Annotated in this window: 20 protein-coding genes, 1 tRNA gene and 2 pseudogenes; 13 read left to right on the plus strand and 10 right to left on the minus strand. The window is 57.8% G+C overall.

All coding sequences use genetic code 11. From position 1 onward, the window contains the following. Nucleotides 1-84 precede the first annotated feature (84 nt). From L1P05_RS17580 to L1P05_RS14800, 6 genes and pseudogenes are all read left to right on the plus strand, one after another. Nucleotides 85-417: pseudogene (locus tag L1P05_RS17580) on the plus strand (hypothetical protein); the annotation flags it as partial. A gap of 78 nt (nucleotides 418-495) precedes the next feature. Beyond that, nucleotides 496-768: pseudogene (locus L1P05_RS14780) on the plus strand (IS21 family transposase); the annotation flags it as partial. Then, the gene (gene istB / locus L1P05_RS14785) at nucleotides 765-1547 is read left to right on the plus strand and encodes an IS21-like element ISSen3 family helper ATPase IstB (protein WP_012846920.1); all 783 of its coding nucleotides are present in this window, start codon (nucleotides 765-767) and stop codon (nucleotides 1545-1547) included. The pseudogene L1P05_RS14780 and the gene istB, both read left to right, overlap by 4 nt. 104 nt (nucleotides 1548-1651) lie before the next feature. Next, nucleotides 1652-2455 carry a hypothetical protein gene (locus tag L1P05_RS14790; RefSeq protein WP_012849899.1) on the plus strand — a complete coding sequence of 268 codons (804 nt, stop codon included), beginning with the start codon at nucleotides 1652-1654 and terminating at the stop codon, nucleotides 2453-2455. Further along, entirely contained in the window at nucleotides 2452-2694 is a 243-nt protein-coding gene (locus tag L1P05_RS14795; protein ID WP_048591398.1) for an ogr/Delta-like zinc finger family protein, read from the plus strand. The genes L1P05_RS14790 and L1P05_RS14795 overlap by 4 nt, the downstream gene beginning before the upstream one ends. A gap of 16 nt (nucleotides 2695-2710) precedes the next feature. Further along, complete coding sequence (locus tag L1P05_RS14800) at nucleotides 2711-3286, plus strand: phage polarity suppression protein (protein WP_012849900.1); 576 nt, start codon at nucleotides 2711-2713, stop codon at nucleotides 3284-3286. 261 nt (nucleotides 3287-3547) lie between these two features. On the opposite strand, the gene L1P05_RS14805 is transcribed toward L1P05_RS14800, so the two are convergent. The 5 genes from L1P05_RS14805 to L1P05_RS14825 all read right to left on the minus strand — a co-directional run bounded on the left by L1P05_RS14805 (nucleotide 3548) and on the right by L1P05_RS14825 (nucleotide 9188). Further along, entirely contained in the window at nucleotides 3548-5215 is a 1668-nt protein-coding gene (locus L1P05_RS14805; RefSeq protein ID WP_109913379.1) for a hypothetical protein, read from the minus strand. 48 nt (nucleotides 5216-5263) lie between these two features. Beyond that, nucleotides 5264-6361, minus strand: a complete 1098-nt coding sequence (locus L1P05_RS14810) for a DUF4297 domain-containing protein (protein WP_041692551.1) — start codon at nucleotides 6359-6361, stop codon at nucleotides 5264-5266. 153 nt (nucleotides 6362-6514) lie between these two features. Next, nucleotides 6515-7777, minus strand: coding sequence for a tyrosine-type recombinase/integrase (locus tag L1P05_RS14815; RefSeq protein WP_012849904.1), 1263 nt, complete (start codon nucleotides 7775-7777; stop codon nucleotides 6515-6517). 163 nt (nucleotides 7778-7940) lie between these two features. After that, nucleotides 7941-8025, minus strand: a tRNA-Leu gene (locus L1P05_RS14820). 242 nt (nucleotides 8026-8267) lie between these two features. After that, complete coding sequence (locus L1P05_RS14825; protein WP_012849905.1) at nucleotides 8268-9188, minus strand: L,D-transpeptidase family protein; 921 nt, start codon at nucleotides 9186-9188, stop codon at nucleotides 8268-8270. Nucleotides 9189-9516: 328 nt separating this feature from the next. Here L1P05_RS14825 and ampH point away from each other — a divergent pair, with 328 nt between their 5' ends. Then, nucleotides 9517-10668: a D-alanyl-D-alanine-carboxypeptidase/endopeptidase AmpH gene (gene ampH, locus L1P05_RS14830; protein WP_012849907.1), complete on the plus strand. Its 1152-nt coding sequence runs from the start codon at nucleotides 9517-9519 to the stop codon at nucleotides 10666-10668. A gap of 114 nt (nucleotides 10669-10782) precedes the next feature. Here the strand turns inward: ampH and lptG are convergent, their stop codons facing one another. Next, entirely contained in the window at nucleotides 10783-11853 is a 1071-nt protein-coding gene (gene lptG / locus L1P05_RS14835; RefSeq protein ID WP_012849908.1) for an LPS export ABC transporter permease LptG, read from the minus strand. Next, complete coding sequence (gene lptF, locus L1P05_RS14840) at nucleotides 11853-12953, minus strand: LPS export ABC transporter permease LptF (protein ID WP_012849909.1); 1101 nt, start codon at nucleotides 12951-12953, stop codon at nucleotides 11853-11855. Before lptF ends, lptG begins: the two co-directional genes overlap by 1 nt. Before the next feature lie 448 nt (nucleotides 12954-13401). Here lptF and pepA point away from each other — a divergent pair, with 448 nt between their 5' ends. From pepA to L1P05_RS14870, 6 genes are all read left to right on the plus strand, one after another. After that, the gene (gene pepA, locus L1P05_RS14845) at nucleotides 13402-14913 is read left to right on the plus strand and encodes a leucyl aminopeptidase (protein ID WP_012849910.1); all 1512 of its coding nucleotides are present in this window, start codon (nucleotides 13402-13404) and stop codon (nucleotides 14911-14913) included. Between the two features lie 155 nt (nucleotides 14914-15068). Continuing rightward, entirely contained in the window at nucleotides 15069-15518 is a 450-nt protein-coding gene (locus L1P05_RS14850) for a DNA polymerase III subunit chi (protein WP_012849911.1), read from the plus strand. A gap of 24 nt (nucleotides 15519-15542) precedes the next feature. Beyond that, nucleotides 15543-18398, plus strand: a complete 2856-nt coding sequence (locus L1P05_RS14855; RefSeq protein WP_012849912.1) for a valine--tRNA ligase — start codon at nucleotides 15543-15545, stop codon at nucleotides 18396-18398. 223 nt (nucleotides 18399-18621) lie between these two features. Next, entirely contained in the window at nucleotides 18622-20361 is a 1740-nt protein-coding gene (locus tag L1P05_RS14860) for an ABC transporter permease (RefSeq protein ID WP_012849914.1), read from the plus strand. 28 nt (nucleotides 20362-20389) lie between these two features. Beyond that, the gene (locus L1P05_RS14865; RefSeq protein ID WP_012849915.1) at nucleotides 20390-21709 is read left to right on the plus strand and encodes an ABC transporter ATP-binding protein; all 1320 of its coding nucleotides are present in this window, start codon (nucleotides 20390-20392) and stop codon (nucleotides 21707-21709) included. 99 nt (nucleotides 21710-21808) lie between these two features. Further along, on the plus strand, nucleotides 21809-22312 hold the full coding sequence (locus L1P05_RS14870; RefSeq protein ID WP_012849916.1) for a GNAT family N-acetyltransferase: 504 nt from the start codon (nucleotides 21809-21811) through the stop codon (nucleotides 22310-22312). Here the strand turns inward: L1P05_RS14870 and L1P05_RS14875 are convergent. The 3 genes from L1P05_RS14875 to L1P05_RS14885 all read right to left on the minus strand — a co-directional run bounded on the left by L1P05_RS14875 (nucleotide 22307) and on the right by L1P05_RS14885 (nucleotide 26323). Then, a complete protein-coding gene (locus L1P05_RS14875; protein WP_370686072.1) occupies nucleotides 22307-23725 on the minus strand; it encodes an amino acid permease in 1419 nt (472 codons plus the stop codon). The genes L1P05_RS14870 and L1P05_RS14875 overlap by 6 nt on opposite strands. 71 nt (nucleotides 23726-23796) lie before the next feature. Then, nucleotides 23797-24900 (minus strand): alanine/ornithine racemase family PLP-dependent enzyme, encoded by a 1104-nt coding sequence (locus L1P05_RS14880; RefSeq protein ID WP_012849918.1) that lies wholly within the window; start codon nucleotides 24898-24900, stop codon nucleotides 23797-23799. Between the two features lies 1 nt (nucleotide 24901). Next, nucleotides 24902-26323, minus strand: coding sequence for an APC family permease (locus L1P05_RS14885; RefSeq protein WP_012849919.1), 1422 nt, complete (start codon nucleotides 26321-26323; stop codon nucleotides 24902-24904). Nucleotides 26324-26360 lie beyond the last annotated feature (37 nt).

Below are 26360 nucleotides of genomic sequence, written 5' to 3' on the forward strand. Positions count from 1 at the left end.
CCGACGATTACTCACGATATGGACAGCTTCAAGCTGTACCCCTCTGAATACATCCTAGCAGCTGAGCACACCATTCAAGCCGCAATGGGCCTGAAACGCGAGTTCGGCCTCGACCTAGCCTCTATGAGTCTGAACTCGATCCGTTCCGTGATGGCTGACGAGATCGACAAGTCCCGCCTGAAAGGGATGCTACTGGGCGCTGTTTGTGTGACTACCTTTGACGTATCTGTGCCTGCGAGCCAGACCTTCAAGGAATACATGGAAAACTTGCGCGTTAAGCTGAATGGCATGTCCCAGCAAATGAGCAACCGTACCAAAACCGTTGGTATTACCGGCATGTATGCTGGTGGCTCCGCAGCTAACCTGATCAAGAGCCTGCCGGCTGATATGTTCACCCCGGCGGCCAACTACCGCCAGCAGCCGCGTATTCACTTTGTCGGCACGCTGTTCGGCCAGTACAAGGTGTACGAAGTACCAACCGAAACCTGCAACAACCTGCACCCGATGTACCAGTTCACCGTCGATGTTGAAACAGCCAACCGCTACGGCCTGCGCTGGTTGCACGATGTCGCTAACCAGCGCAGGCACGAAACAATACAGACCCGTCCCTGCGATCGCTGGATCGAAGAGCAGCAGTCCATGCTGGCTCTACCGACGGAGAAAAAACAGTATGACGTGCAGGTAGACGAAAGCCTGGTGACCTTCGACAGGCAGCCACTGCACCACCCGCTATCCATCTATGACACGTTCTGCAGAGGAGCCGCATGATGGTGGAACTGCAACATCAACGGCTGATGGTGCTTGCCGAACAGCTGCAACTGGACAGTCTGATCAGCGCAGCGCCAGCCCTGTCACAGCAGGCAGTGGAGCAGGAATGGAGTTACATGGACTTCCTGGAGCATCTGCTTCACGAAGAGAAACTGGCCCGACATCAGCGTAAACAGGCAATGTATACCCGGATGGCGGCCTTCCCGGCAGTGAAAACGTTCGAAGAATACGACTTTACCTTCGCCACCGGTGCGCCGCAGAAGCAGATCCAGTCGCTGCGTTCACTGAGCTTCATAGAGCGCAACGAAAACATCGTGTTGCTGGGGCCATCCGGCGTGGGGAAAACGCATCTGGCAATAGCAATGGGCTACGAAGCGGTACGGGCGGGTATCAAGGTTCGCTTCACTACGGCGGCGGATCTCTTGCTTCAGCTGTCCACGGCACAACGCCAGGGGCGCTATAAAACAACGCTTCACCGTGGCGTGATGGCACCAAAGCTGCTCATCATCGATGAAATAGGCTACCTGCCGTTCAGCCAGGAAGAAGCCAAGCTGTTCTTCCAGGTCATCGCCAAACGTTATGAAAAGAGCGCGATGATCCTGACCTCCAACCTGCCGTTCGGGCAGTGGGATCAGACGTTCGCCGGTGATGCGGCGCTAACATCCGCGATGCTGGACCGGATCTTACACCACTCACACGTTGTTCAAATAAAAGGAGAGAGTTATCGACTGAAACAGAAACGAAAGGCCGGGGTTATCGCTGAAGCTAATCCTGAGTAAAACGGTGGATCAATATTAGACCGTCGGTGGAGATGTAAGTGGATCACTTTTTACCCGTCGTTGACAGAATGGCGTCAGGTTGAAAACACAGAGAGAACCCGACGATGAAACCAGATTTGTTTACCGCAGTAATGAAAACCATCGGCAGCACGCAGGATGAGAACATCCGCACGGCCATTGACAGCGCACTGGATACCCTTAACGAGAAAGCAAACCAGAACGCAGAGGCCACGATAAATAACGCGCTTGAGGCATTCAGCAAGGCCAAATCCGCGCACACGGAAAACATGCTGAAACTGAATGATATTGATGCGGCCATTACCCGCAGCGAGAAAGAGCGTCAGAACGCCCTGAATGAAAGTGCCGAAGCGGAACAGAACTGGCGTACCCGTTTTCGCGAACTGCGCGGCATGATGACCCCGGAACTGAAAGCCGAACACAGTCAGCGAGTGGCCGGTCGGGAGCTGGCGGAGGAATTCACCGCCCTGATTGATGAACTCAACGATGATAAGGCCAGTACCATGCTGTCCGCCTGTACATCAGGAGATAAGTACGTCGGCACGCATTTTACGGTGTTCTCTGCCTACTCCCGGAATGAGTGGGCGACCGTGATGAAAGACATCCCTCCCTCACTGGTGCGCGCATTTGCGTTACGTCTGCGTGAACTCGAAATGAAGGGGGAAGAACACCCTCACAACGTTCTCATTCAGGAGCTGGGTGAGAATGTACTGGCGCAAAGCAGGTACTACACATTCAACATGGCGCAGGAGCCGGTAATTTCAAAAATTGGGCTTCACCGTCCGGCACTCACCGGCGTGGATATGAAACTCTATAAAAGCCCTGTTCTCAGAATGGCGCGGGCTAAAGAGCTGGCACAGAAGAAAAAATCGCGGGGGGTTAAGCCATGATGCGCTGCCCGTACTGCAAACAGGCTGCCCATGTCCGTACCAGCCGTTACCTGTCGGATAACGTCAAACAGAGCTACCTCCAGTGCGTGAATGTCTTTTGCTCCGCAACCTTTCGCACCACCGAGTCTATTGACGAGGTGATACGGCCACCGGCAGAAGACAAGCCCGAACCGCCGCAGACAGTACCAGAAACACCGCCCCGAATTCTGGACTGCGCCCGCTCATCGCTGCGCCACTGATTCAGGAGAAAAGACAATGGCACGAGCACTACTGGAACAGGCCTTTGAAACCTGTCAGAAGAATAAATCGGACTGGATGAGCAGCAAGTCAGCACTGGCGCGGGCTGAAATGGCGCTGAAAGAGCTGGAGCTGACCTGCACCCGTTATCAGCCGGAGGCAGCACAGGCGCTGCGGGATGATATTGACCTGAAAAAATGGGCGGTAAATCAGTCGGCCGGGCAGTACATCCGGTCACATGAGGCCGTGCAGCGTATCAGTATCCGGCGTCAGCTCCACGCTTTTATGCAGGTAAGCGGCGACGCGCTGGCCGCCGCACTGGCACCGGAATTAATGCATCTCAGCGAACAACCTGACATTGTCAGAGAACGTGCTCTCGACCGGGCGGCCGCCAGTGTTCGCGAAGCGCTGTCTTTTCATGTAACCCGCGGAGGAAATATTGATTACGCAGAGGAAGATCGCGAGATTCTGACAACCATCGGTTTCCGGCCTGACAGAGCATCGAGAGACGACAACCGGGCAAAATATACGCCTGAACAGAGTCAGATTTTCATGCGCCGACAGGCCACGCAGACCCGCAAAAAATCCGCATAAAACGCCCCGAAAATACCCGTCTTTTTAGTAAAAATAGCCATGCATGCCTACGCTGCATGGCTTTGCATGCAAAACCCTGAATTTTCCACACCCCGCCGCACCAGCACTGGCGCGGCCTGAGTCCCTTCACGCACCTGCATTAAAAGCGCTCCAGGAAGCGGGCAGGCGTGGCGGGGAGAGCATTGCGCGCCAGCGCGTTTCAAACAATTAACCCACATAGCTCCATGCTTTAGATATAAAAGTCCTTTCAATTGGGATTAATCATATAAAAAGAAATTGCTCTTCAATGTCTTTTGCTTCTTCATACTCAGAAGCTGTAAGTATTTTTCTTTCATCCAGACGAATGACTTTTGCATCTTTTGAAAGAGTATCCAATGCACTGTGTTGCATTGCACAAATAATGTATTGCTTGTTTTCAGTAACCCCTCTAGCTATCGCCTCAACTATTTTATTATAGTTCTCGGTAGATTGTTCCTGTTGATTGGGGGTATCAATAACAAGAGGAGGAACCACCTCATGACCATATTCTGAAATATGCTCATATAAAGCCAAGTAATATCCTAAAACCGCTCGAGCATCTTCAGCGGCCCCTCCAACCTCATATATTTTGTTGTAATCGAGCGGGCTCTTTATAAGAGAAGCATCTATATTAACTCTTAATTTAGTTATGTACTTAAAGAATGTATTGGAGAAATCTTCTTTTATAGTATTTCTTTGTTCCTTCGTAATTAAATCCTTCTGAGTTTTTTTCAAACCCTTCTCTTTTAACTTTTGGTTTTCGAGAACAGCTGATTTTTTTTCAACGATAACGTCAATCTGCTTATCGACATTATTAGTCATAAACTCTGAAAACGCCTTCGAGTTACTTAATTCAAATGCTGACTGCGCATTTGATAATTTTTCTTTAAACCCCAATAGTATTCTATCTAAATTAGTCAAGTTATCTTGCAGGCGTAATTTTTCATTTAATAGCAAAGTAAATTGCTTTTCAGCTTTTTCTTTGTCAATAAGAATGCTACTTCTGTGAGCTATAGAGTTCTCATGGATTGTTCCACATGTAGGACATTCAACGCTTCCTTCATTCATGTTCTCTACAGAAAAAATATAATCTTTATCCAGTTCGCTAATTATGGATTCAGCAAGTTTTAATTGCGACTCAAGGTCAACAATCTCAATTTTTAAGTTTGCAGATTCATCTAGGTTACGTTTAATTAACTCTTCGTACTTTAATATCTCATCGGCTAAACTTTCAGAATCTGCAGTGTAATCTTGATGAGCGATATTATTTTTTAAAATAGTGACAGCATTCTTTAATTCATTAATATTATTTTCAACCTCATCCGCTTTCGCTTTAATTTCATATATATCTTCTTCAACAACAAAGTGTTCCTTCGAAATAAGACCGCTATGAAACGATATTACAGGTTGCGCCCACTTACTATATTGCTGTAGATTAGAAAAAGAATCCCATGGTTTCACCCATGTTCTTTTTTGGTCAATATAGAAAGGCAAAAAATAATACGAGGGAGGAGGAACCTCTAAATTAAAACTGTTTTTTTTAGGTAATAGCACATCAAATTTCACTAACTCTGCGAATAACTCGGCAAAGGCACCAGTGATCTTATTATAAACCTTCAATAGCTGGCCAGGTTTGCGAAAGCTCATTTCATTTTTATAACGGTGAATAGAAATTGATTCACCATCAATACTAAAATTGATAATGGATGAGCAATCAAGTTCCTTCCAAACACTAGAAAATAAAGGTTCGCAGCCAAATGACCAGAAAATCATTTTAGCTAACGTCGATTTTCCGACACTATTACCATCATCAGCTGTTATTAGAGTCAGGTTCCTTCCGAACTCGAATTGCCTCGCGGATTTTGTTGAATGAGATATTATTGTTATTTTCTCTAAAACTAACTTTCTCATGTAATTTTGTCCTTAAATTCCTAATCAACAATTTATAGTTTTTTTCCATTATATTTCACTCGAAATAATTTCGTATATAATTGCTGCAATCAATGTTCTTTCTGTATCTAATATATATTTTGTTCTCTCTGGAATTTCAGCGCTGAGTCTCTGAAGAAAATCGTACGTTATGTTGTCGCCTATTTGGTTTCGGTTTTTAACAATAACCTCCTGGATACTCTTTTGAGCTTCCAGCATTGCTAGTGAAGGAGATAAAACACGTAAAGTATAAGCCTTAACCTCTTTTAATAGCCTACCCTTTTCTAAGCCATTAATAGTTAAGTCATTAATGACATATTTAGCGGTTTCAAGATCTACCCCTGAATTTTCTCCAGATATACCGTTTGTCACTACTTTATGTATGTCATCAAAGGTTAATGCCTTTTTAACAAGCACTTCATCCCATTTATCATAATCAAAAGTGTCTTTGCCTCGGATTCTAAGTGCATCCATTAAAACCCTATAAATGTCTTTTGGTTTTAATAAATGTTTAGGGAATACGACTTCGACACTATCAGTAATTCTTGTTATTGTGTGCTCATAATAACTTTGAAGTGGTATATCAGAGTAAACAAATCTAATTATTTCTTTTGGGAAGGCATCAAACTCATCAATCTCTTTATTTAGGTTGTTTGTAATTAATGATAAATCACCTGAGTTCAGTTCAGAAAGACCTAAAGCTCTCAACTTTAACCCATCTTTAGGAGAAAAATTGAAACCTATTGTGCTCACGAAATTTAATTCAGTCACCTTACTCAAATAACATTTTTTATGAACGGAAGAACATAGTTTTCCTAAAAGAGAGGGTTTTTCGCCATTTTTCCCTTTATCTCGCTTAGTCAAACTATTAATCGTATAGCTACCTGAAGAGTTAGCTTTCACTTGATTAAACGTAAACTTAACTTTTTCTTTATCAAGAGAGTCGGCAATGATTACATCTTCATGATATTCCATGAATACAGCGAAGTCTCTAGCATTTTTGTACGCTGAAAAAGCCTGACATAGAGCCCAATGATATTGGTATTCAAAACGGTCATATGAATCAGCACCAGCGGACTCTCGCTGAGGTGATGCAAGTGGGTTATCCATTTCAATTTCGCTTTCCATCACATTCCCTCGAACGTTTAATTCAATGCGTCACTCAAAAATATTATCAAGAAAAACTGGATTTGGAAGTAAAAAAATATCGTTTATCTATCCAACTCACATCATAACCACTAAAATTGTTAATTAAAAATCTAACTAACTGATATAAAAGAACTATGATTTATAAATCCGTGCAAACTCATATGGTGCGATCTGGTGTTTATGACAACTATCAAGATAATCAGCCCACCATTGCACCATGAGCCTACGCTCATCCAAGTGCTCGGATGTGTGAATATATGCAGCACGTACATTATTACGCTCTGAGTGGCTCAGTTGCCTCTCTATCGCGTCATCACTCCATAACCCCGACTCCCCCAACGCACCACGCGCCATAGTCCTAAACCCATGCCCACATACTTCAGTTTTAGTGTCATATCCCATTGCACGCAATGCGCTGTTTACCGTGTTTTCACTCATAACCTTAGTTGCATCATGATCACCCGGAAACAGCAGCTCTTTATCACCGCTAATCTGTTTTAACTGGTCTAACAAAATCATCGCCTGCCGACTAAGTGGAACGATATGCTCCTCTTTCATCTTCATCCCACGGTACGAGTAGCGCACGCCTTTAATCTCTTCTCGTTTTGCCGGAATGCGCCAAAGAGATTTATCAAAGTCGAATTCATCCCAACGCGCAAAACGTAACTCACTGGAACGCACAAAAGTGAGTAAGGAAAGCTCGACCGCGATCCGTGTCATTACGCGACCACGATATGCATCAAGACGTGCAAGAAACTCAGGGAACCGGCTGGAGGGTAAAGCGGGGTAATGTCGCGCTTTGGTTGTCGATAGCGCACCGGCCATATCACTGGCTGGATTTGAGTCGATGTAATCGTTCTGTACGGCATAACGCATAATAGCCGTGACACGCTGCTGAAGACGCTGCGCAACATCATGCTTACCACTGGCATCAACTTTTTTAATCGGCGCTAATAGGTAACTGGTTTTGAGCTGGCGAATGTCGGACGAACCGATATGGGGGAAAATATAAAGCTCAAGATAGCGAAGAACGCGCGATCGATGGTCTTCGCTCCAGCGTTTGTTACTGTCATGCCATTCACGAGCGATAGTTTCGAAAGTGTACGCCCCCGAATTCTCGGCCTGAGCCTCTTTCTGTTCGGCTTTTGGGTCTATGCCCTGTACTAAGAGCTTTTTAGCTTCGTCGCGCTTTGCTCTTGCCTGAGCAAGCGTCACAGTAGGCCAAACACCAAAAGCGAGGCGATCCTCTTTTTTGTCAGAGGGACGTCGGTATTTCATGCGCCAGTATTTAGACCCCTTGGCCGAAACCTCGAGATACAAACCGCCGCCATCGGCCATTTTGTAGGTTTTGTCTTTTGGCTTTGCGGTCTCGACCTGTCTGGCGTTGAGCTTCATTTGGGGGCACATTTCTAATCGAAGTTAAGATGCCCCCAATTATGCCCCCAATAGCATCCGGATTTCAACGGACTACCTCGGACAACTCGGGACAGAAAAATCGCTGCAAGCATTGATTTTAAAGGGTTTAGCGGACTTTCTCGGATGGTCTTGGAAGTATTAATGGTGCCGAAGGCCGGACTCGAACCGGCACGTATTTCTACGGTTGATTTTGAATCAACTGCGTCTACCGATTTCGCCACTCCGGCACGGAAGGGGATGCGGAAACCCGTGCATTATACCCGCTGGCGATCGCCATGCAACATATATCCGCCGCGGCGGTTTTCAACTGTTGAAAAAAGCACCTTATCCGATAGGTGCGCTGGTTTTTCAGCGTGTTAGCAAGGGATGGCGCCAGGCCTATGCGGCTGTAGCCCGCAAGGCCGCAAACCGACAGAGACAAAAAAGGCGGGTCAGTGACCCGCCTGGCTATCTGGCCCAGCGCATGGACTCAGTTGATCTTCACCGGCATGCCGGAGCGGGCCTTCAGGGCTTCGTCTACGGCGTGGGTGCTGACGCTGGGGTCGGCGACGATCTTAGTCACCGCGGCGTTGAGCTGGATCGGGACCGGCGCGCGGGACTGCCACTCCGCTTCGGTGGTGGAGAGCGGGTTATGCACCTCGATATAGCGGGAGCCGTCCGGTTCGACGGTGGCTTTTACCGGTTCGTCGATAAACTGCACGCGGGTGCCGACCGGGACGTTGTCAAACAGCCACTTGATGTCCGGGTCGCGCAGGCGCACGCAGCCGTGGCTGACGCGCAGGCCGATGCCGAAGTTGGCGTTGGTGCCGTGCACCGCATACAGGCGGCCGACATACAGGGCGTACAGCCCCATCGGGTTGTCCGGGCCGGCGGGGAAGACAGCGGGCAGGTACTGGCCGTTGGCGGCGTACTCTTCGTGCATCTTCTTGGTCGGGGTCCAGGTCGGTCCGGCTTTCTTGCGCTGGACGGAGGTCACCCAGTTCATCGGGGTGTCGCGGCCCAGCTGGCCGATGCCGATCGGCAGTACGATCACCGTCTTACTGCCTTTCGGGTAGTAGTACAGACGCATTTCAGCGCTGTTGATCACGATCCCCTCGTGGGGCGTGTTCGGCAGGATCAGCTGCTGCGGGATGGTCAGGCTACGACCTGCGCGCGGCAGGTAGGGATCGACGCCGGGGTTGGCTTCCAGCATGTTGCTCAGCCCCATCTGGTACTGGGCAGCAAAATGCTCCAGCGGGTACTTACTGTCTTCCGGGACCTTGATCTGCAGGTTCTCGCCAACCACTCGGCTGTTGTTCGCCGGCAGAGGGTATACCACGGCAAACGCAGACTGCACGCAGGCAGTCGCGGCCAGAAGTACCGTGAGAAGCGCACGGATACTCATTTTCATGTTTCTATTCCTGTTGGGTGCTTAACGCCGCGCAGGCGGTTGTTCGGTTACAGTCACAAATGACCGCTGCGCATTATATGTTCACAGAGGACAAAGAGGAAAAAATAACTGCGCTGCGGCAGAAAATTTCACCGTGGCCGCCCCCGTTCTGCCTCTCTCTTTACAGCGTAGCAAGATTACCCTTGCATGTGCGCTGCGTCACATTCATTTTTACCCGCGGCAGCACTCTGGCGGGATTTTTTACAAAATTCCCGGTGAAAAGCGCTGCCGTGCAGCGTTGGCTGGCATTACTATACTTACCCTCTTAATTCCCTAGCGTTTGAATGACATGGATACTCGTTTTCGCTCTTTTTTTCCGCTGGCCGCGCTGGCCATCGGCTGTCTGCTGAGCGGCGTTTCCGCCCGCGCCGCTGCGCCGGATGCCCAGATCCGCGCGACCGTTGATCGCTACGCCGAGCATATCTTTTACAACAGCGGCGCCACCGGGATGGCGCTGGTCGCTATCGACGGCAGGGAGCAGCTGTTTCGCAGCTACGGTGAGACCAAGCCGGGCAACCATCAGCGCCCGCGCCCCGACTCGCTGATCCGTATCGCCTCCCTGACCAAGCTGATGACCAGTGAAGTGCTGGTCAAACTGGACGCCGAGGGCAAGGTCAAGCTGACCGATCCCCTGTCGCGCTATGCACCGTCGGGTAAGCGTGTGCCCACTAACGCCTCCGGCAGACCGATCCGCCTGATGCACCTGGCCTCCCACACCAGCGGTCTGCCGCGCGAGCAGCCGGGCGGCGCCGCCAATCGGGCGGTGTTCACCTGGCCGACCTATAGCCAGCGCTGGCAGTGGCTGCAGCGCGCGCGTCTGAGCGTGGCCCCGGGCAGCAGTGCCGCCTACTCTAACCTGGCCTACGATCTGCTGGCCGACGCCCTGGCCCACGCCACCAAGCAGAGCTACCCGGCGCTGTTTCAGCGCCTGATCGCCCGCCCGCTGGGGATGAGCAGCACCACCTATACCCCGACGGCGGCGCAGTGCGCGCGTCTGATGATCCCGGCGCGCAGCGCCAGCCCCTGTATCTCCTCGCTGGCGGCCATCGGCAGCGGCGGCGTCTACTCCACGCCGGACGACATGCGCCGCTGGATGCAGCAGTTTCTGGCCGGTGGTCAGCAGCCGCGCAGCCCCTATGCCGCCCGTCTGCTGAAGATGTACTACCCGCGCGCTAAGCTGAATCAGGTGAAAGGCATGGATGTGCCGGGCAAGGCCTCCGCCTTGGGGCTGGGATGGGTGGCGATGGCGCCGCAGGATGGGCACCCGGCCATCATTCAGAAGACCGGCGGCGCCGGCGGCTTTATTACCTATATGGCGCTGATCCCGGAGAAAAACATCGGGGTCTTCGTGGTGGTGACCCGCAGCGATCTGACCCGCTTTAAGAACATGAGCGATGGGGTTAACGATCTGGTCAGCGCGCTGGCGGCGCAGAAGCGCTAGGTGGACGCGAGGCTCGAAGTGAGCACACGCTTACGTCGCATCGTATGGGGTGCGGCGCCGGAGAGACCGCAAAAAAAGGGGCGCCGTGGCGCCCCTTTTCTCTGTGCGCTGCGCCTAGCTGCGGCGCAGCAGCAGATAGACGCTAAGCCCCAGAAACAGCGCGCTGGGCAGCACCGCCCCGATCACCGGCGGCACGTTGTACACCAGGCTCATCGGGCCGAAGATCTGGTCCAGCACGTAGAAGACGAAGCCAAAGCAGATGCCGGTCAGCACCCGTACCCCCATCGGCACGCTGCGCAGCGGGCCGAAGATAAACGACAGCGCCATCAGCATCATCACCGCCACGGAGAGCGGCGCAAAGATCTTGCTCCACAGGTTGAGCTGGTAGCGGCTGGACTCCTGACCGCTCTGCTTCAGGTATTTGACGTAGTGGTACAGCCCGCTGATGGAGAGGGAGTCGGGGCTGACCGCCACCACCCCCAGCTTGTCCGGCGTCAGGTTGGTCTTCCATACCCCGCTCAGGGTGCGTGAGCCGGTGATCATCTTCGGATCGGTCAGGTTGGACTCCTCCACCTGGGCCAGCTTCCACTGCTTGCCGTCAAAGGTGGCCGACGCCGCGTAGCGCAGCGAGGTCAGCTTACGCTGGGCATTCAGTGTGTAAATGCTCACCCCGCCAAGGGTACGGTCGTTCACCACCTGGGCGATATAGACAAACTGGTTGCCATCTTTAGCCCACAGCCCGCCCTGGGTCGACAGCAGCGAGCCGCCGTACATCTGCTGGGCGCGGTAGTTGCGCGCCGCCTGATCCCCCTGCGGGGCGACCCACTCGCCGATGGCCATGGTCAGCAGCACCAGCGGGATGGCGGTCTTCATCACCGCCGATGCCACCTGCATACGGGTAAAGCCGGCGGCCTGCATCACCACCAGCTCGCTGCGCTGCGCCAGCATCCCCAGCCCGAGCAGCGCACCGAGCAGCGCCGCCATCGGAAAGAAGATTTCGATATCCTTGGGGATACTCAGCAGGGTAAACAGGCCGGCGCCGGCCACGGAGTAGTCGCCCTGACCCACCTTGCGCAGCTGATCGACAAACTTGATGATGCCCGACAGCGACACCAGCATGAACAGGGTCATCATGATGGTGTTGAAGATGGTGCGGCCAATATAACGATCGAGAACGCCAAACATCAGGCCACTCCTTTTCCGCTCAGGCGCGCACGCAGGCGGCGCATCGGGACGGTATCCCACAGGTTAAGCACGACGGCCAGCAGCAGGTAGAGACCGTTCACCCCCCACATCCAGATCATCGGGTCCAGCTTGTCCTTGCCGCCGTTGGAGCGCAGGGAGCTCTGCAGCAGGAAGAAGATAAGGTACAGCAGCATCGCCGGCAGCATCGACAGCACCCGCCCCTGGCGCGGGTTGACCACGCTGAGCGGCACCACCATCAGCGCCATCACGATCACCGAGAATACCAGGGTCAGGCGCCAGTGAAACTCGGCGCGGAAGCTCGGCTCCTGCGAGTGCCACAGGGCGGACATGCTGGCCTGATCGGCGTTATTGGGGTCTAGCATCGCCGATTTATGGCCGATGATCGCCGAATAGTCGACAAAGTCGGTGATACGGAAGTCGCGCAGCATGGCGGTGCCCTCATAGCGGGTACCGCTGTCCAGCACCACCTTCTGCGCGCCATCCTTCATCTCCACCAGATGACCGCTGTCGGCCACCACCACCGACGGGCGCTGGGAGCCGCTGGGGCGCAGCTGGGCCAGGAAGACATTATGGAATTTTTTGTCCTTCACATTGCCGACAAACAGCACGTAGTTGCCGTCCTGCGAGGGCTGAAACTGCCCCTCCGCCAGCGACGCCAGGCCGGGGTTAGCCCGCGCCTCGGCCATCACCTCGTCCGAGTGCAGCGAGGACCACGGGCTCAGCCAGAAGGCGTTGACCAGCGCCAGCGCGCCGGTAATAAAGGCCAGCGCCATCGCCGCCTTCACCAGCACCGCCTTGCTCAGGCCACAGGCGTGCATCACCGTGATCTCGCTCTCCGTGTACAGTCTGCCCAGCGTCATCAGCAGCCCCAGGAACAGGCTGAGCGGAAGAATGAGCTGGGCCATCTCCGGTATTCCCAGCCCGAGCAGGGAAAATACCAGATTGGTCGGGATATCACCGTTCACCACCGCCCCTAAAATTCGCACCATCTTTTGGCAAAAAAAGATCAGTAGCAGAATAAACAGGATAGCGACCTGGCTCTTAAAGGTTTCCCGTACTAGATATCTAATGATGATCACGCTTATTACGCCTGTGAAAACTTGTATTTTTGCAGGAAAATAGATAATTTCTACGCTAACGCGCCATTTTTATGATGTTCATGGCAGCGGCAACAATCAGGAACACGATATACAGCCTTTGCTGTCCGGGCGGCGTAAAAGCACACTGGGAACGTGACCAGATCCCAAAACGCCAACCGCTTGTCAGGTAAACTGATTGTACTGTAAACCGATTGTACCGTAATCGTTAGTCACGAAAACGACAAATTTAGCCGCCAGCAGCGCAAAAAACCAGCAAAAGCCGCTGCGGTGGCTGGATCAGACCAATGCCGGCACGATTTTACCGTTTGGTTCAAAAAACGTGTGGCAATAATTGTTTCTAGTCAGTTCAACGGCGCAGGGGCCACAGCTCGTTTGAGTATAGTTTATCTGCCCCCCCGGCCGCTGTCTTTAAGATTCAGGAGAGTGCATGGAGTTCAGTGTAAAGAGCGGTAGCCCGGAAAAACAGCGTAGCGCCTGTATCGTGGTCGGCGTGTTCGAACCGCGTCGCCTGTCACCGATTGCCGAACAGCTCGACAAGATCAGCGACGGTTATATCAGCGCCCTGCTGCGCCGCGGCGAACTGGAAGGCAAGGTGGGTCAAACCCTGTTGCTGCACCATGTCCCCAACGTACTCTCAGAGCGCATCCTGCTGATCGGCTGCGGCAAAGAGCGTGAGCTGGACGAGCGCCAGTATAAGCAGGTGGTCCAGAAGACCATCAACACCCTCAACGATACCGGTTCGATGGAGGCGGTGTGCTTCCTGACCGAGCTGCACGTCAAGGGCCGCAACACCTACTGGAAGGTGCGCCAGGCCGTCGAAACCGCCAAAGAGACCCTCTACACCTTTGATCAGCTGAAGAGCAACAAGGTGGAGCCGCGCCGTCCGCTGCGCAAGATGGTGTTCAACGTGCCGACCCGCCGCGAGCTGACCAGCGGCGAACGCGCCATTCAGCACGGTCTGGCCATCGCCGCTGGGATCAAGGCCGCCAAAGATCTCGGCAACATGCCGCCCAACATCTGTAACGCGGGCTACCTGGCCTCGCAGGCGCGTCAGCTGGCCGACAGCTACGCCGACGCCGTCACCACCCGGGTGATCGGCGAGCAGCAGATGAAAGAGCTGGGTATGAACGCCTATCTGGCCGTCGGGCAGGGCTCGCAGAACGAGTCGCTGATGTCGGTGATCGAATACAAGGGCAGCCCGAACCCGGACGCCCGCCCCATCGTGCTGGTCGGCAAAGGGCTGACCTTTGACGCCGGCGGCATCTCCCTGAAGCCGGGGGAAGGCATGGACGAGATGAAGTACGACATGTGCGGCGCCGCCTCTGTCTATGGCGTGATGCGCATGGCGGCCGAGCTGCGGCTGCCCCTCAACATCGTCGGGGTACTGGCGGGCTGTGAAAACATGCCGGGCGGGCGCGCCTATCGGCCGGGCGACATTCTCACCACCATGTCCGGCCAGACCGTCGAGGTGCTCAACACCGACGCCGAAGGGCGCCTGGTGCTGTGCGACGTGCTGACCTACGTCGAACGCTTCGAGCCGGAGCTGGTGGTGGACGTCGCCACCCTGACCGGCGCCTGCGTCATCGCCCTGGGTCACCACCTGACCGGCCTGATGGCCAACCATAACCCGCTGGCTTCCGAGCTGCTGAGCGCCGCCGAGCAGGCGGGCGATCGCGCCTGGCGCCTGCCGCTGGGCGAGGAGTTCCAAGAGCAGCTGGACTCCAACTTTGCCGACATGGCCAACATCGGCGGGCGCCCGGGCGGGGCGATCACCGCCGCCTGCTTCCTGGCGCGCTTTACCCGCAAGTACAACTGGGCGCACCTGGATATCGCCGGTACCGCCTGGCGCTCCGGCAAGGCCAAGGGCGCCACGGGCCGCCCGGTGGCGCTGCTGTCGCAGTTCCTGCTCAACCGCGCAGGGCTGAACGGCGAGGAGTGATCCCGCCTCTCCCCACCCGCACGGGCGGGGAGGCATGAATATTCCCGCCATTGCTGTAGAATAGAAGACTGGGTCGTCCGCCGCGCGGGCGACCGCGCCCCGTCGCTGATCCCGGCGGTGGGGCATTCACCCATGCAGGATAGATCCGACTCCCGATGAAACAGGCAACCTTTTATTTGCTGGAGCAGCCCCAGGCGGCAGACGCGCCGGACGATGTAGAAACGCTGGCCTGCGATCTGGCCTGCCAGCACTGGCGCGCCGGTAAACGGGTGCTGCTGGCCTGCGCCAGCCAGGAGCAGGCGCTGCGCCTGGACGAGGCGCTGTGGGCGCGCGATCCGCAGCAGTTCGTGCCGCACAGCCTGGCCGGAGAGGGGCCGCGCTTCGGCGCGCCGGTGGAGCTGTCCTGGCCGGGCAAACGCGGCAGCGCGCCGCGCGAGCTGTTAATCAGCCTGCTGCCGACGTTCGCGGATTTTGCCACCGCTTTCCATGAAGTGATAGACTTCGTGCCTTACGAAGACGCATTAAAGCAGTTGGCGCGCGAACGCTATAAAGCCTATCGCAGCGTCGGCTTTCACTTGACCACGGCGACGCCGCCAACTCACTGACCGATCAGACGAAACAGACGAAGAATGGAAAAAACATACAACCCGCAAGACATCGAACAGCCGCTGTATGCGCACTGGGAACAGCAGGGCTACTTTAAGCCGAACGGCGACACCAGCAAAGAAAGCTTCTGCATCATGATCCCGCCGCCGAACGTGACCGGCAGCCTGCACATGGGCCACGCGTTCCAGCAGACCATCATGGACACCATGATCCGCTACCAGCGCATGCAGGGGAAAAACACCCTGTGGCAGGTGGGGACCGACCATGCCGGTATCGCCACCCAGATGGTGGTTGAGCGTAAGATTGCGGCCGAAGAGGGCAAGACCCGCCACGACTACGGCCGTGATGCCTTCATCGACAAGATCTGGCAGTGGAAGGCCGAATCCGGCGGCACCATTACCCGCCAGATGCGCCGTCTGGGCAACTCCGTCGACTGGGAGCGCGAGCGCTTTACCATGGACGACGGCCTGTCCAACGCGGTGAAAGAAGTCTTCGTCCGTCTGTATCAGGAAGATCTGATCTACCGCGGCAAGCGTCTGGTCAACTGGGATCCGAAGCTGCGCACCGCCATCTCCGATCTGGAAGTGGAGAACCGAGAAACCAAGGGCTCCATGTGGCATCTGCGCTACCCGCTGGCCGACGGTGCCAAGACCGCAGAGGGTCAGGATCACCTGGTGGTCGCCACCACCCGTCCGGAGACCCTGCTGGGCGACACCGGCGTGGCGGTCAACCCGGAGGATCCGCGCTACAAAGATCTGATCGGCAAGTTTGTCATCGTCCCGCTGGTCAACCGCCGCATTCCCATCGTCGGCGACGAACACGCCGACATGGAGAAAGGCACCGGCTGCGTGAAGATCACCCCGGCGCACGATTTCAACGACTATGAGGTCGGTCGTCGCCACCAGCTGCCGATGATCAACATCCTCACCTTCGACGCCAACATTCGCGATCAGGCGCAGGTGCTGGACACCAACGGCGTCGAGTGCGATGCCTACAGCGATGAGCTGCCGGCCGAATTCCGCGGCATGGAGCGCTTTGCCGCCCGTAAGGCCATCGTCAAGGCCTGCGACGAGGCCGGTCTGCTGGTCGAGATCAAACCGCACGATCTGACGGTGCCCTACGGCGACCGCGGCGGCGTGGTGATCGAGCCGATGCTGACCGACCAGTGGTACGTGCGCGCCGCCCCGCTGGCCAAGCCGGCCATTGAAGCGGTCGAAAACGGCGACATTCAGTTTGTGCCTAAGCAGTACGAAAACATGTACTTCTCCTGGATGCGCGACATTCAGGACTGGTGTATCTCCCGTCAACTGTGGTGGGGCCACCGCATCCCGGCTTGGTATGACGCCGACGGCCGCGTCTACGTCGGCCGCAGCGAAGAAGAGGTACGCAGCGAAAACGGCCTGGGCGCCGAGGTGACGCTGACCCAGGACAACGACGTACTGGACACCTGGTTCTCCTCTGCCCTGTGGACCTTCTCCACCCTGGGCTGGCCGGAGAACACCGACGCGCTGAAGACCTTCCACCCGACCAACGTGCTAACCAGCGGCTTCGACATCATCTTCTTCTGGATCGCCCGCATGATCATGATGACCATGCACTTCATCAAGGATGACGACGGCAAGCCGCAGGTGCCGTTCAAGACCGTGTATATCACCGGTCTGATCCGCGACGACGAAGGGCAGAAGATGTCCAAGTCCAAGGGCAACGTCATCGATCCGCTGGATATGATCGACGGCATCAGCCTGCCGGCGCTGCTGGAGAAACGCACCGGCAACATGATGCAGCCGCAGCTGGCCGAGAAGATCGCCAAGCGCACCGAGAAGCAGTTCCCGGACGGCATCGAGCCGCATGGCACCGATGCCCTGCGCTTCACCCTGTCGGCCCTGGCCTCCACCGGCCGCGACATCAACTGGGACATGAAGCGCCTGGAGGGCTACCGCAACTTCTGTAACAAGCTGTGGAACGCCAGTCGCTTTGTGCTGATGAACACCGAAGGCCACGACTGCGGCTTTAACGACGGCGAAAAGGTCTACTCGCTGGCCGATCGCTGGATCCTGGCGGAGTTCAACCGCACGGTGAAGGCCATGCGTGAGGCGCTGGATAGCTATCGCTTTGATATCGCGGCCAATATCCTGTACGAGTTCACCTGGAACCAGTTCTGCGACTGGTACCTGGAGCTGGCCAAGCCGGCGATCAACGGCGGCAGCGACGCCGAGCTGCGCGGCACCCGCCACACCCTGGTCACCGTGCTGGAAGGCCTGCTGCGCCTGGCGCACCCGATCATTCCGTTCATCACCGAGACCATCTGGCAGCGGGTCAAGCCGCTGGTCGGCATCGACGCCGATACCATCATGCTGCAGCCCTACCCGCAGTATGACGCGGCGCTGGACGACGCGCAGGCGCTCTCCGATCTGGAGTGGATCAAGCAGGCCATCATCGCGGTGCGTAACATCCGCGCCGAAATGAACATCGCCCCGAGCAAGCCGCTGGATCTGCTGCTGCGCGACGCCAGCGCTGACGCCCAGCGTCGCGTGGAGCAAAACAGCAGCTTTATCCAGTCGCTGGCGCGCCTGCAGAGCATCACCCTGCTGCCGGCCGGCGACAAGGGCCCGGTCTCCGTCACCAAGCTGGTGGAGGGCGCCGAGCTGCTGATCCCGATGGCCGGTCTGGTCGATAAAGCCGCCGAGCTGGATCGCCTGACCAAAGAGGTGGCCAAGATCGACGGCGAGATCGCCCGCATCGAAGCCAAGCTCTCCAACGAAGGCTTTGTGGCGCGTGCCCCGGAGGCGGTGGTCGCCAAGGAGCGCGAAAAGCGGGACGGCTACGCCGATGCTAAGGCCAAGCTGATCGAACAGCAGGCGGTGATCGCCGCGCTGTAATCGCCCCAGCGAGCCAGCACGACAGCGGGAGCCAAACGGCTCCCGTTTTTTTTAGTGTACGCCCGCGTCGGCCCGCAAATGCGCGATACCGATGCCAATCCTACCGCAGCGGCTATAATCACAGACAGCACAATCAATCACCTACCGACGTTGGGGGCCATCTACGCGCGCACTCCGGCCATCGTCATGCAGGATCGCACCGCCCCCTGATACGAGGAGCCCGATGGATATTCGTCCCCCCGGCAGCCACGGGCCGCTGAGTCTGAACCCCAATCGCTGGGATATCGTCGCCTTTCCGCTGATCATCAGCCTTATCGCCATGATGGCCATCGGTTTTCATCAGGCGCTGCAGCCCCTCGCCAGCCTGGAAAAGCAGACGATCTCTCTGGCGCCGAGCGCCCTGCCGGACTATGCCCTGCGCACCACCCTGCGCATGCTGGTCGCCATGCTGGCCTCGCTGCTGTTCACCCTGATCTACGGCACGCTGGCGGCCAAAAGTCGGCGGGCGGCCAAGGTATTGGTGCCGATGCTGGATATCCTGCAGTCGGTGCCGGTGCTCGGCTATATCTCGTTTACCGTCACCTTCTTTATCGCCCTGTTCCCCGGGCGGGTGCTGGGGGTCGAGCTGGCGGCCATCTTCGCCATCTTTACCAGCCAGGCCTGGAATATGACCTTCAGCTTTTACCAGTCCCTACGCACCGTCCCCGGCGATCTGGATGAGGTCGCCCGCGGCCTGCACTTCACCAGCTGGCAGCGTTTCTGGAAACTGGATGTCCCCTTCGCCATGCCCGGACTTATCTGGAACATGATGATGTCGATGTCCGGCGGCTGGTTCTTTATTGTGGCCTCAGAGGCGATTACCGTCGGCAATACCCATTTTACCCTGCCGGGCATCGGCGCCTACCTGGCCGAGGCGATCCTGCAGCGCGATCTCCACGCCATCGGCTGGGTGCTGCTGACCATGGTGGCGGTGATCCTTATCTACGATCAGCTGCTGTTCCGCCCGCTGGTCGCCTGGGCCGACAAGTTTCGCATGGAGAATACCCGCACCGCCAATCCCCCCACCTCCTGGCTGCTCAACCTGCTGCGGCGCACCCGCCTGTTCCACCGCCTGCTCGCCCCGCTGGGGCATCTGCTGGGCTGGCTGGCGCGCCTGCCGCTGCGCTGGCCCGGACCGGCGCGCTACCGCCCCGCGCCGACGACGCCGGGGCGCTCATCACGCTATCTCGATCTGCTCTGGGGTGCGGCGGTCCTCGTGCTGACCCTGTATCTCTGCACCCGGGTCGTCCTGTATGTCCGCAGCGGCGTTTCGCTGCACGAGGTCGGCTATGTCCTGCTGATGGGGCTGGTGACCCTGCTGCGCGTCAGCCTGCTGATCCTGATCTCCTCGCTCATCTGGGTGCCGCTGGGGGTGCTGATCGGCCTGCGTCCGGCCCTGGCCGGTAAGATCCAGCCGCTGGCCCAGTTTTTGGCCGCCTTCCCGGCCAACCTGCTGTTTCCCGCCTTCGTCATCGCCATCATGCACTTTCAGCTCAACCCGGACATCTGGCTGTCGCCGCTGATCGTGCTGGGCACCCAGTGGTATATTTTGTTCAACGTCGTGGCCGGCACCATGAATTTTCCCAATGACTACCGCGAGGTCACGGCCAATCTGCATATTCGCGGCTGGCAGTGGTGGCGCCAGATCATGCTACCGGCCATCTTTCCCTACTATGTCACCGGCGCCGTCACCGCCGCCGGCGGGGCCTGGAACGCCAGCATCGTGGCCGAATATGTGCAGTGGGGCGATACCCGGGTGGCGGCGCACGGTCTGGGGGCCTATATCGCCGAAAACACCGCCAGCGGCAACTTTCCCAAAATCATCCTGGGCATCGCCATCATGTCGCTGTTCGTCACCCTGTTTAACCGCCTGCTGTGGCGCCCGCTGTACGCCTATGCAGAATCCCGCTTTCGCGCCAACTGATCCTGCACACTAACCGAGGAGCCGCGCCATGACCGATCCCCTTTCCCCGCCGCCGCCCGGCGTCACGCCGGCGCCGATTCTGAGCGTGCAGAACGTTGATCACGGCTATGAGCAGGCGCACGGCGTCCAGACCATCCTGCAGGGCGTTAACCTGACCCTGCGCGAGGGCGAAATAGTGGCCCTGCTCGGCCGCTCCGGCTCGGGAAAATCCACGCTGCTGCGTATCATCTCAGGCCTGATCACCCCCAGCGCGGGCCAGGTGAACTACCTTGGCGCGCCGGTGCATGGTCCGGCCAAGGGGGTGGCGATGGTGTTCCAGACCTTCGCCCTGTTTCCGTGGCTGACGGTGCTGCAAAACGTGGAGGCCGGTCTGGAGGCGCAGGGCATGGCGGCCGCCGAGCGGCGTACCCGGGCGCTGGCGGCCATCGACCTGATCGGCCTGGACGGTTTTGAGAACGCCTACCCGCGCGAGCTCTCCGGCGGGATGCGCCAGCGCGTCGGCTTTGCCCGCGCCTTGGTGGTTGACCCCACGCTGCTGCTGATGGATGAGCCGTTTTCAGCCCTTGACGTCCTGACCGCCGAAACCCTGCGCACCGACCTGCTCGACCTGTGGAGCGCAGGCAAGCTGCCGATTAAGTCGATGCTGATCGTCACCCATAACATCGAGGAGGCGGTCTTCATGTGCGATCGCATCCTGCTGCTCTCCTCGCACCCCGGCAAGATCATCGCCGAGATAGCGGTACCCTTCCACCATCCGCGCAGCCGCCTCGATCCGCCGTTTCGCCACCTGGTCGATGAGATTTACGCCCAAATGACGGCGCGCAGCGGCGACAATACGCTGCGTCACGAGCTGAAGCTGGGCTCCTGGCTGCCCCATGTCTCCACCAACCTGATCGCCGGGCTGCTGGAAACCCTGGCGGCCGCCCCTTACCACGGCCGCGCCGACATGCCCGATCTGGCGCTGGCGCTACACATAGAGGCCGATCGTCTGCTCTCCGTCGCCGAGGTGCTGCAGCAGCTGGACTTTGCCGAGGTTCATCAAGGGGATATTTTCCTCACCCCCGCGGGGCAGCAGTTCGCCGTCATGGACACCCAGCCGCGCAAGGCGCTGTTCGCCGCCCACCTGCTGCGCCACGTACCGCTGGCCACGCTGATCAAGAGCGTGCTCGACGAGCGCCCCGGCCACCGAGCGCCGCGGGTACGCTTTGAGCAGGAGCTGGAGGACGTGCTCTCCGATGATGCCGCGCGCGAAACCCTGGATACCGTGATCAACTGGGGGCGCTATGCCGAGATCTTCTCCTATAACGATCAGAGCGGCTCCTTTAGCCTGGAGGACGTCGAGTTTTAACCCGCCCGGGGCCGCTTTCCCCGGCAGCATCTTGCATTGTGGGGGGCGACGGTGCTATTTAAGAAACTGCGTATCCGCACACTGACCAGGGATTCCCAGATGACCGACCAACGCGCCCCCGACATCCGCATTCGCCCACTGACCGCCGCCGACAATGGCGCGATTGCCGACGTGATCCGCCGCGTCTCCGCCGAATGCGGCCTGAGCGCCGACAAGGGGTTCACGGTGTCCGATCCCAATCTGGATCGCCTGGCGCAGACCTATGCGGCGCCGCGCTGCGCCTATTGGATCGTGGAGCTGGACGGTGAGGTGGCAGGCGGCGGCGGCGTCGCGCCGCTGGAGGGGGCCGCGCCGCACCTGTGCGAGCTGCAAAAGATGTACTTTCTGCCTGCGCTGCGCGGACGCGGCCTGGCCAAGCGCCTGGCCCTGCTGGCGCTGGACTTCGCCCGTGCGCAGGGGTTTACCCACTGCTACCTGGAGACCACCGCCACCCTGCACGACGCCATCGCCCTGTACCGTCATCTCGGCTTTGAGCCTATCGACGCGGCGCTGGGCGCCACCCGCCACGTGGACTGTGAAGTCCGCATGCTGCGCCCGCTATAGGCTATCGGCCGACGAAACCGCCGCCGCCCCCTTCGCAGGGCGGCGGCGCAGAAAATAGCTGGCGATCACCAGCGCCAGCAGCGTGAGCTCGGCCAAAAGCATGCTGCCCCCCTGCTCGCTCAGCCAGGTGCCGACGATCACCAGCCCGTTAAGCACGATGCAGGCCCACGGCAGCCAGGGAAACCACGGGGAGCGGTAGCCCGCGCGGATATCGGGATAGTGCCCCGCCAGCTGACGACGGCGAAAGCAATACTGACACCAGGCGATCACCATCCACGCCAGGCAGCCGACCTGCCCGGTGCTGGCGATCAGATACAGGTACAGCGACTGGGCCGGAATGTATTTGCTCAGCAGACACACCAGCGAGATCAGGCAGGTCAGCGCGATCCCGTTCGCCGGCGCGCCGCGCCGATTGACCCGACCGCAGAAGCGCGGGGCAAAGCCATCCTGCGCCATCGACCACAGCATCCGCGAGCTGGCGTAAATCGCCGAGTTGGCCGCCGACACCGCGGCGGAGAAGATCACCAGCAGCATCAGGGTATCAGCGCCCGGCAGACCGGCGTGGGCGAAGACCCAGACGAACGGGCTATCGCCGCTCACCGCCCGCTCATAGGGGTAGATCAGCGCCAGTACCGCGATAGCCAGCACATAAAACAGAATGATGCGCCCACCGATCCCCATTATCACCCGCGGCAGCACCTTTTCCGGCGCCGCGGTCTCCCCGGCGGCGCTGCCCACCAGCTCGACCCCCTGAAAGGAGTACACCACCACGGTCATGCACAGAAAGAGGCTCCAGGTGCCGTGCGGGAACCAGCCGCTGGCGGTGCGCAGCGTCGGCTGCCACGCGCCGCTCCCCTGCAGGCGCAACATCATCACGACCCCGGCGGCGATAAACAGAACGATGGCGAACACTTTGACCGCCGACAGCCAATATTCACACTCGCCAAAGCTGGCGGCGGACAGCAGGTTCAACAGCAGCAGTGAGATCAGGATAGTGAGACAAAACAGGTAGATGGGTACGGCGGGGAAGCACTGGTGGGCGATAAGTCCGGCGGCGGTCAGGTCGGCGGCCAGCGAAAATACCCAGCTCAGCCAGTACAGCCAGCCGATGCTGTAGCTCCACAGCGGGTGGGGGAGAAACATCAGCGCATAGTGCTGAAACGAACCGGAGTGGGGAAACGCGCAGGCCAGCTCCCCCAGGCACATCATGGTGATCAGCATCACCCCGCCGCCCAGCAGATAGGCCAGCAGGGTGCCGAGCGGCCCGACGCTGTGCAGCGGCTCGGCAATGCCGATAAACAGACCGGTACCGATGGTCCCCCCCAGCGACATCATCAGCAGGTGGCGCTTTTTCAGCGTGCGCTGGAGCGCCGGACCGGTTGAGGGTGAAGGCGTCTCCATCTGACAAGCCATGGTATCCCCCTGTGTAAGGTGCATTCTGCGCGCCGACGCGGGTACGCCGGCGCGCGTTTATGGCCTCTGGCTCATCCTTTAAAACGGCGCTGCACGCCCGTGGTCTGACAGGCCATCAGCAGCCCGGTATAGTCCAGCTCAAAGCTGATGCTGTCCCCGACCTTCAGCGCCTCATCGCAATCCTCGATATCCACCAGCGTATGGTCGCTGGTCTGTCCCAGCAGCGTGATGGCGTCGTTGCAGGGCGTACAGTTTTCCGCCGGCACATCCTGACGGCCAAAGGCCAGCAGCGCGCGGCGGCGGGTGCCCTTATCGACAAAGGTCTTGCTCTGCAGGAAGGCATCGACCCCCAGCTCGCCGACCGGCACCGTCGGCTTGCTGTTCAGCTCGATGATCTCGGCGTGCAGCAGATACATATCCGAGCAGGCCCGCGCCACCGGCTTAGTCGAGTGGTGAAACGCCGCCAGATACTTCATGTCGACATATTCGATGCCGAACTCATGCAGCCCGCCGATGCGCAGGTGGTTCAGCCCCTGCGGCCAAATGCCCTTGTCCAGCAGATGGACGCTGGTGCAGTTGCCGGCCGACAGACGGCGTACGGCGATGCCGCAGTCGCTCTCCAGACGCCGAGCGATGGCCTGGAAACGCTCGCCGTTTTCCACCGTCGGCAGCACCGTGCCATAGCAGTTGAAGTTGGTGCCCAGCCCGTACAGCGCCAGCCCCGGCAGCGACGCTATCAGCCGCACCGTCTCCAGGATCTGCGCATAGTGCTCAAACCAGATCCCCTCGCGCAGATCGCCCATATCCACCATCAGCAGCACCTGATGCACCTTGTCCTGACGCAGCGCCTCGGCGGAGAGAGCCCGCAGCACCGCGGGCTCGCTGTTTAAGCTGATATCGGCGTAGCGTACGACCTCTTCTATCTCGCTCAGGCAGGGGCTGCGCAGCAGGCAGGTGGTGCAGCCGGTTGCGCGGATCTTCTTCAGGTTATAGGTGCGCGACTCGGCGACCACGCGAATCCCCCCCTCCACGACGGCGCGGGCGGTCTCCGGGCAGCCGTCAAACACTTTGTTGACCGCCATGACCTCGATCCCCTGCTCGCCCAGCAGCGTCACCTCGGTGCGGGCATTGTCGCGCAGCTTGCGCAGATCTATCTCTAGCGTTGGCATATACATCTTATTTTGCTCCCTCACTCAGTAACTTCGCATTGCGCCGCTGCGCGCGGTGATAAATCAGCTCCGCCACGACCACGGCCAGCACCGCGCCGCCAATAATCTTGCCGGCGTACTGCATATAGCCGCCCATGTCGATCTGTGACGGCGGGATAAACAGCAGGCATACGGCAAAGGCGATAGAGATAAAGCCCAGCGCCGGCAGCACGATCGGCAGGACGCGTCCCGGAATACGGAAGCTGCGCGGGGTATCCGGCTGGGTGATGCGCAGGCGATAAAAGGCCGGGAACATCACCAGATAGGGGATAAAGTAGGTGATGGTCGTCAGCGCGGTCAGCATCCAGTAGGCGGCGGCGACGCTCGGCGAAACAAAGGTCGAGAAGCACAGCACCGTCACGATGATGGCCTGCCAGACTAAGGCAAACGCCGGCGTCTGGTATTTGGGGTGCAGACGCCCGATGCGCTCGCCCAGCAGGTTATCCTCACGCGAGGCCTCCTGCAGCATATAGATGGGCCCGACCAGCCAGGAGTTGATTTGCCCCAGGGCGCCAAAGAACATACAGATGGCCATGACCGGCAGCAGCCACGGCATATGCAGGGTATTGGCGGCGGAGCGCATGGCCTGCATCACGCCGGCGACGATATCGGTCTGCCCGGCCGGCAGCAGGGTATTCAGCGCCCAGGTGCCCACCATGTAGATGCCGACGATCACCGCGGCAGAAAACGCCATGGCGCGCGGGAAGTCACGCTGCGGGTTGCGGGTGCGCCCGGCGATCATCGGCGCCACCTCCAGACCGGCAAAGGCAAACATCATGCTGGAGAGGAAGACGATAGTGTCCCAGTGGCTCAGATCCGGCACCCAGTTGGCGGGCGTGGCGTAGTCGGTCTGCATCGGGTGGCCGGTCGCCAGCCAGACGATCGCCAGCAGGATAAGGATCGCCGACGGGATAAAGACCCCACACCAAGCGCTGACGCTGTTGATGATCTTGGTCCACTGCATACCGCGGATATTCATCAGGGTCAGCAGCCAGAAGATCACCATCGATCCGACGCCGATGAAGATCTTATTCTCCGCCAGCGAAGCGCTGAACATATAGCCGAGGGCCGTGAAGCCAAACTGCAGCATCAGGGGGAAAAACAGCACGCAGGAGAACAGGAAACAGACCACGACAATCCAGGCGATGCGTTTACCAAAGGCCTCCTTGATCCAGACGAAGATACCGCCATCCTTCGGCCAGCCGGTCGACAGCTCGCCGCAGACCATGGCTAACGGGAAAAACAGGCAAAATGCGGCGATCACCCACAGCAGCATGGCCGAGGCGCCATAGGGGGCGACGTTGGGGATCTGCCGCAGGCTCAGAATGGCAATGACATTCATAAAAACAATGTCTTTGATGCCGAGCTTACTGGTGTCTTGAGTACTCATGGACATCTCCAGAGCCAGAGAAAACAGAAAAGGGGAG

The organism is Edwardsiella piscicida (assembly GCF_021733145.1).
GTDB classification, from domain to species: domain Bacteria; phylum Pseudomonadota; class Gammaproteobacteria; order Enterobacterales; family Enterobacteriaceae; genus Edwardsiella; species Edwardsiella piscicida.

Excerpts from the sequence above, each read along its gene's own strand:
- L1P05_RS14850 (WP_012849911.1), top strand. The coding sequence starts at position 15,069 with ATGAAACAGGCAACCTTTTATTTGCTGGAGCAGCCCCAGGCGGCAGAC.
- L1P05_RS14805 (WP_109913379.1), bottom strand. The coding sequence starts at position 5,215 with ATGAGAAAGTTAGTTTTAGAGAAAATAACAATAATATCTCATTCAACA.
- ampH (WP_012849907.1), top strand. The coding sequence starts at position 9,517 with ATGGATACTCGTTTTCGCTCTTTTTTTCCGCTGGCCGCGCTGGCCATC.
- L1P05_RS14815 (WP_012849904.1), bottom strand. The coding sequence starts at position 7,777 with ATGAAGCTCAACGCCAGACAGGTCGAGACCGCAAAGCCAAAAGACAAA.
- L1P05_RS14880 (WP_012849918.1), bottom strand. The coding sequence starts at position 24,900 with ATGTATATGCCAACGCTAGAGATAGATCTGCGCAAGCTGCGCGACAAT.
- L1P05_RS14855 (WP_012849912.1), top strand. The coding sequence starts at position 15,543 with ATGGAAAAAACATACAACCCGCAAGACATCGAACAGCCGCTGTATGCG.
- L1P05_RS14885 (WP_012849919.1), bottom strand. The coding sequence starts at position 26,323 with ATGAGTACTCAAGACACCAGTAAGCTCGGCATCAAAGACATTGTTTTT.
- L1P05_RS14795 (WP_048591398.1), top strand. The coding sequence starts at position 2,452 with ATGATGCGCTGCCCGTACTGCAAACAGGCTGCCCATGTCCGTACCAGC.
- L1P05_RS14800 (WP_012849900.1), top strand. The coding sequence starts at position 2,711 with ATGGCACGAGCACTACTGGAACAGGCCTTTGAAACCTGTCAGAAGAAT.
- pepA (WP_012849910.1), top strand. The coding sequence starts at position 13,402 with ATGGAGTTCAGTGTAAAGAGCGGTAGCCCGGAAAAACAGCGTAGCGCC.
- L1P05_RS14875 (WP_370686072.1), bottom strand. The coding sequence starts at position 23,725 with ATGGCTTGTCAGATGGAGACGCCTTCACCCTCAACCGGTCCGGCGCTC.
- L1P05_RS14870 (WP_012849916.1), top strand. The coding sequence starts at position 21,809 with ATGACCGACCAACGCGCCCCCGACATCCGCATTCGCCCACTGACCGCC.
- L1P05_RS14810 (WP_041692551.1), bottom strand. The coding sequence starts at position 6,361 with ATGGAAAGCGAAATTGAAATGGATAACCCACTTGCATCACCTCAGCGA.
- L1P05_RS14825 (WP_012849905.1), bottom strand. The coding sequence starts at position 9,188 with ATGAAAATGAGTATCCGTGCGCTTCTCACGGTACTTCTGGCCGCGACT.
- L1P05_RS14865 (WP_012849915.1), top strand. The coding sequence starts at position 20,390 with ATGACCGATCCCCTTTCCCCGCCGCCGCCCGGCGTCACGCCGGCGCCG.
- L1P05_RS14860 (WP_012849914.1), top strand. The coding sequence starts at position 18,622 with ATGGATATTCGTCCCCCCGGCAGCCACGGGCCGCTGAGTCTGAACCCC.
- L1P05_RS14790 (WP_012849899.1), top strand. The coding sequence starts at position 1,652 with ATGAAACCAGATTTGTTTACCGCAGTAATGAAAACCATCGGCAGCACG.
- istB (WP_012846920.1), top strand. The coding sequence starts at position 765 with ATGATGGTGGAACTGCAACATCAACGGCTGATGGTGCTTGCCGAACAG.
- lptG (WP_012849908.1), bottom strand. The coding sequence starts at position 11,853 with ATGTTTGGCGTTCTCGATCGTTATATTGGCCGCACCATCTTCAACACC.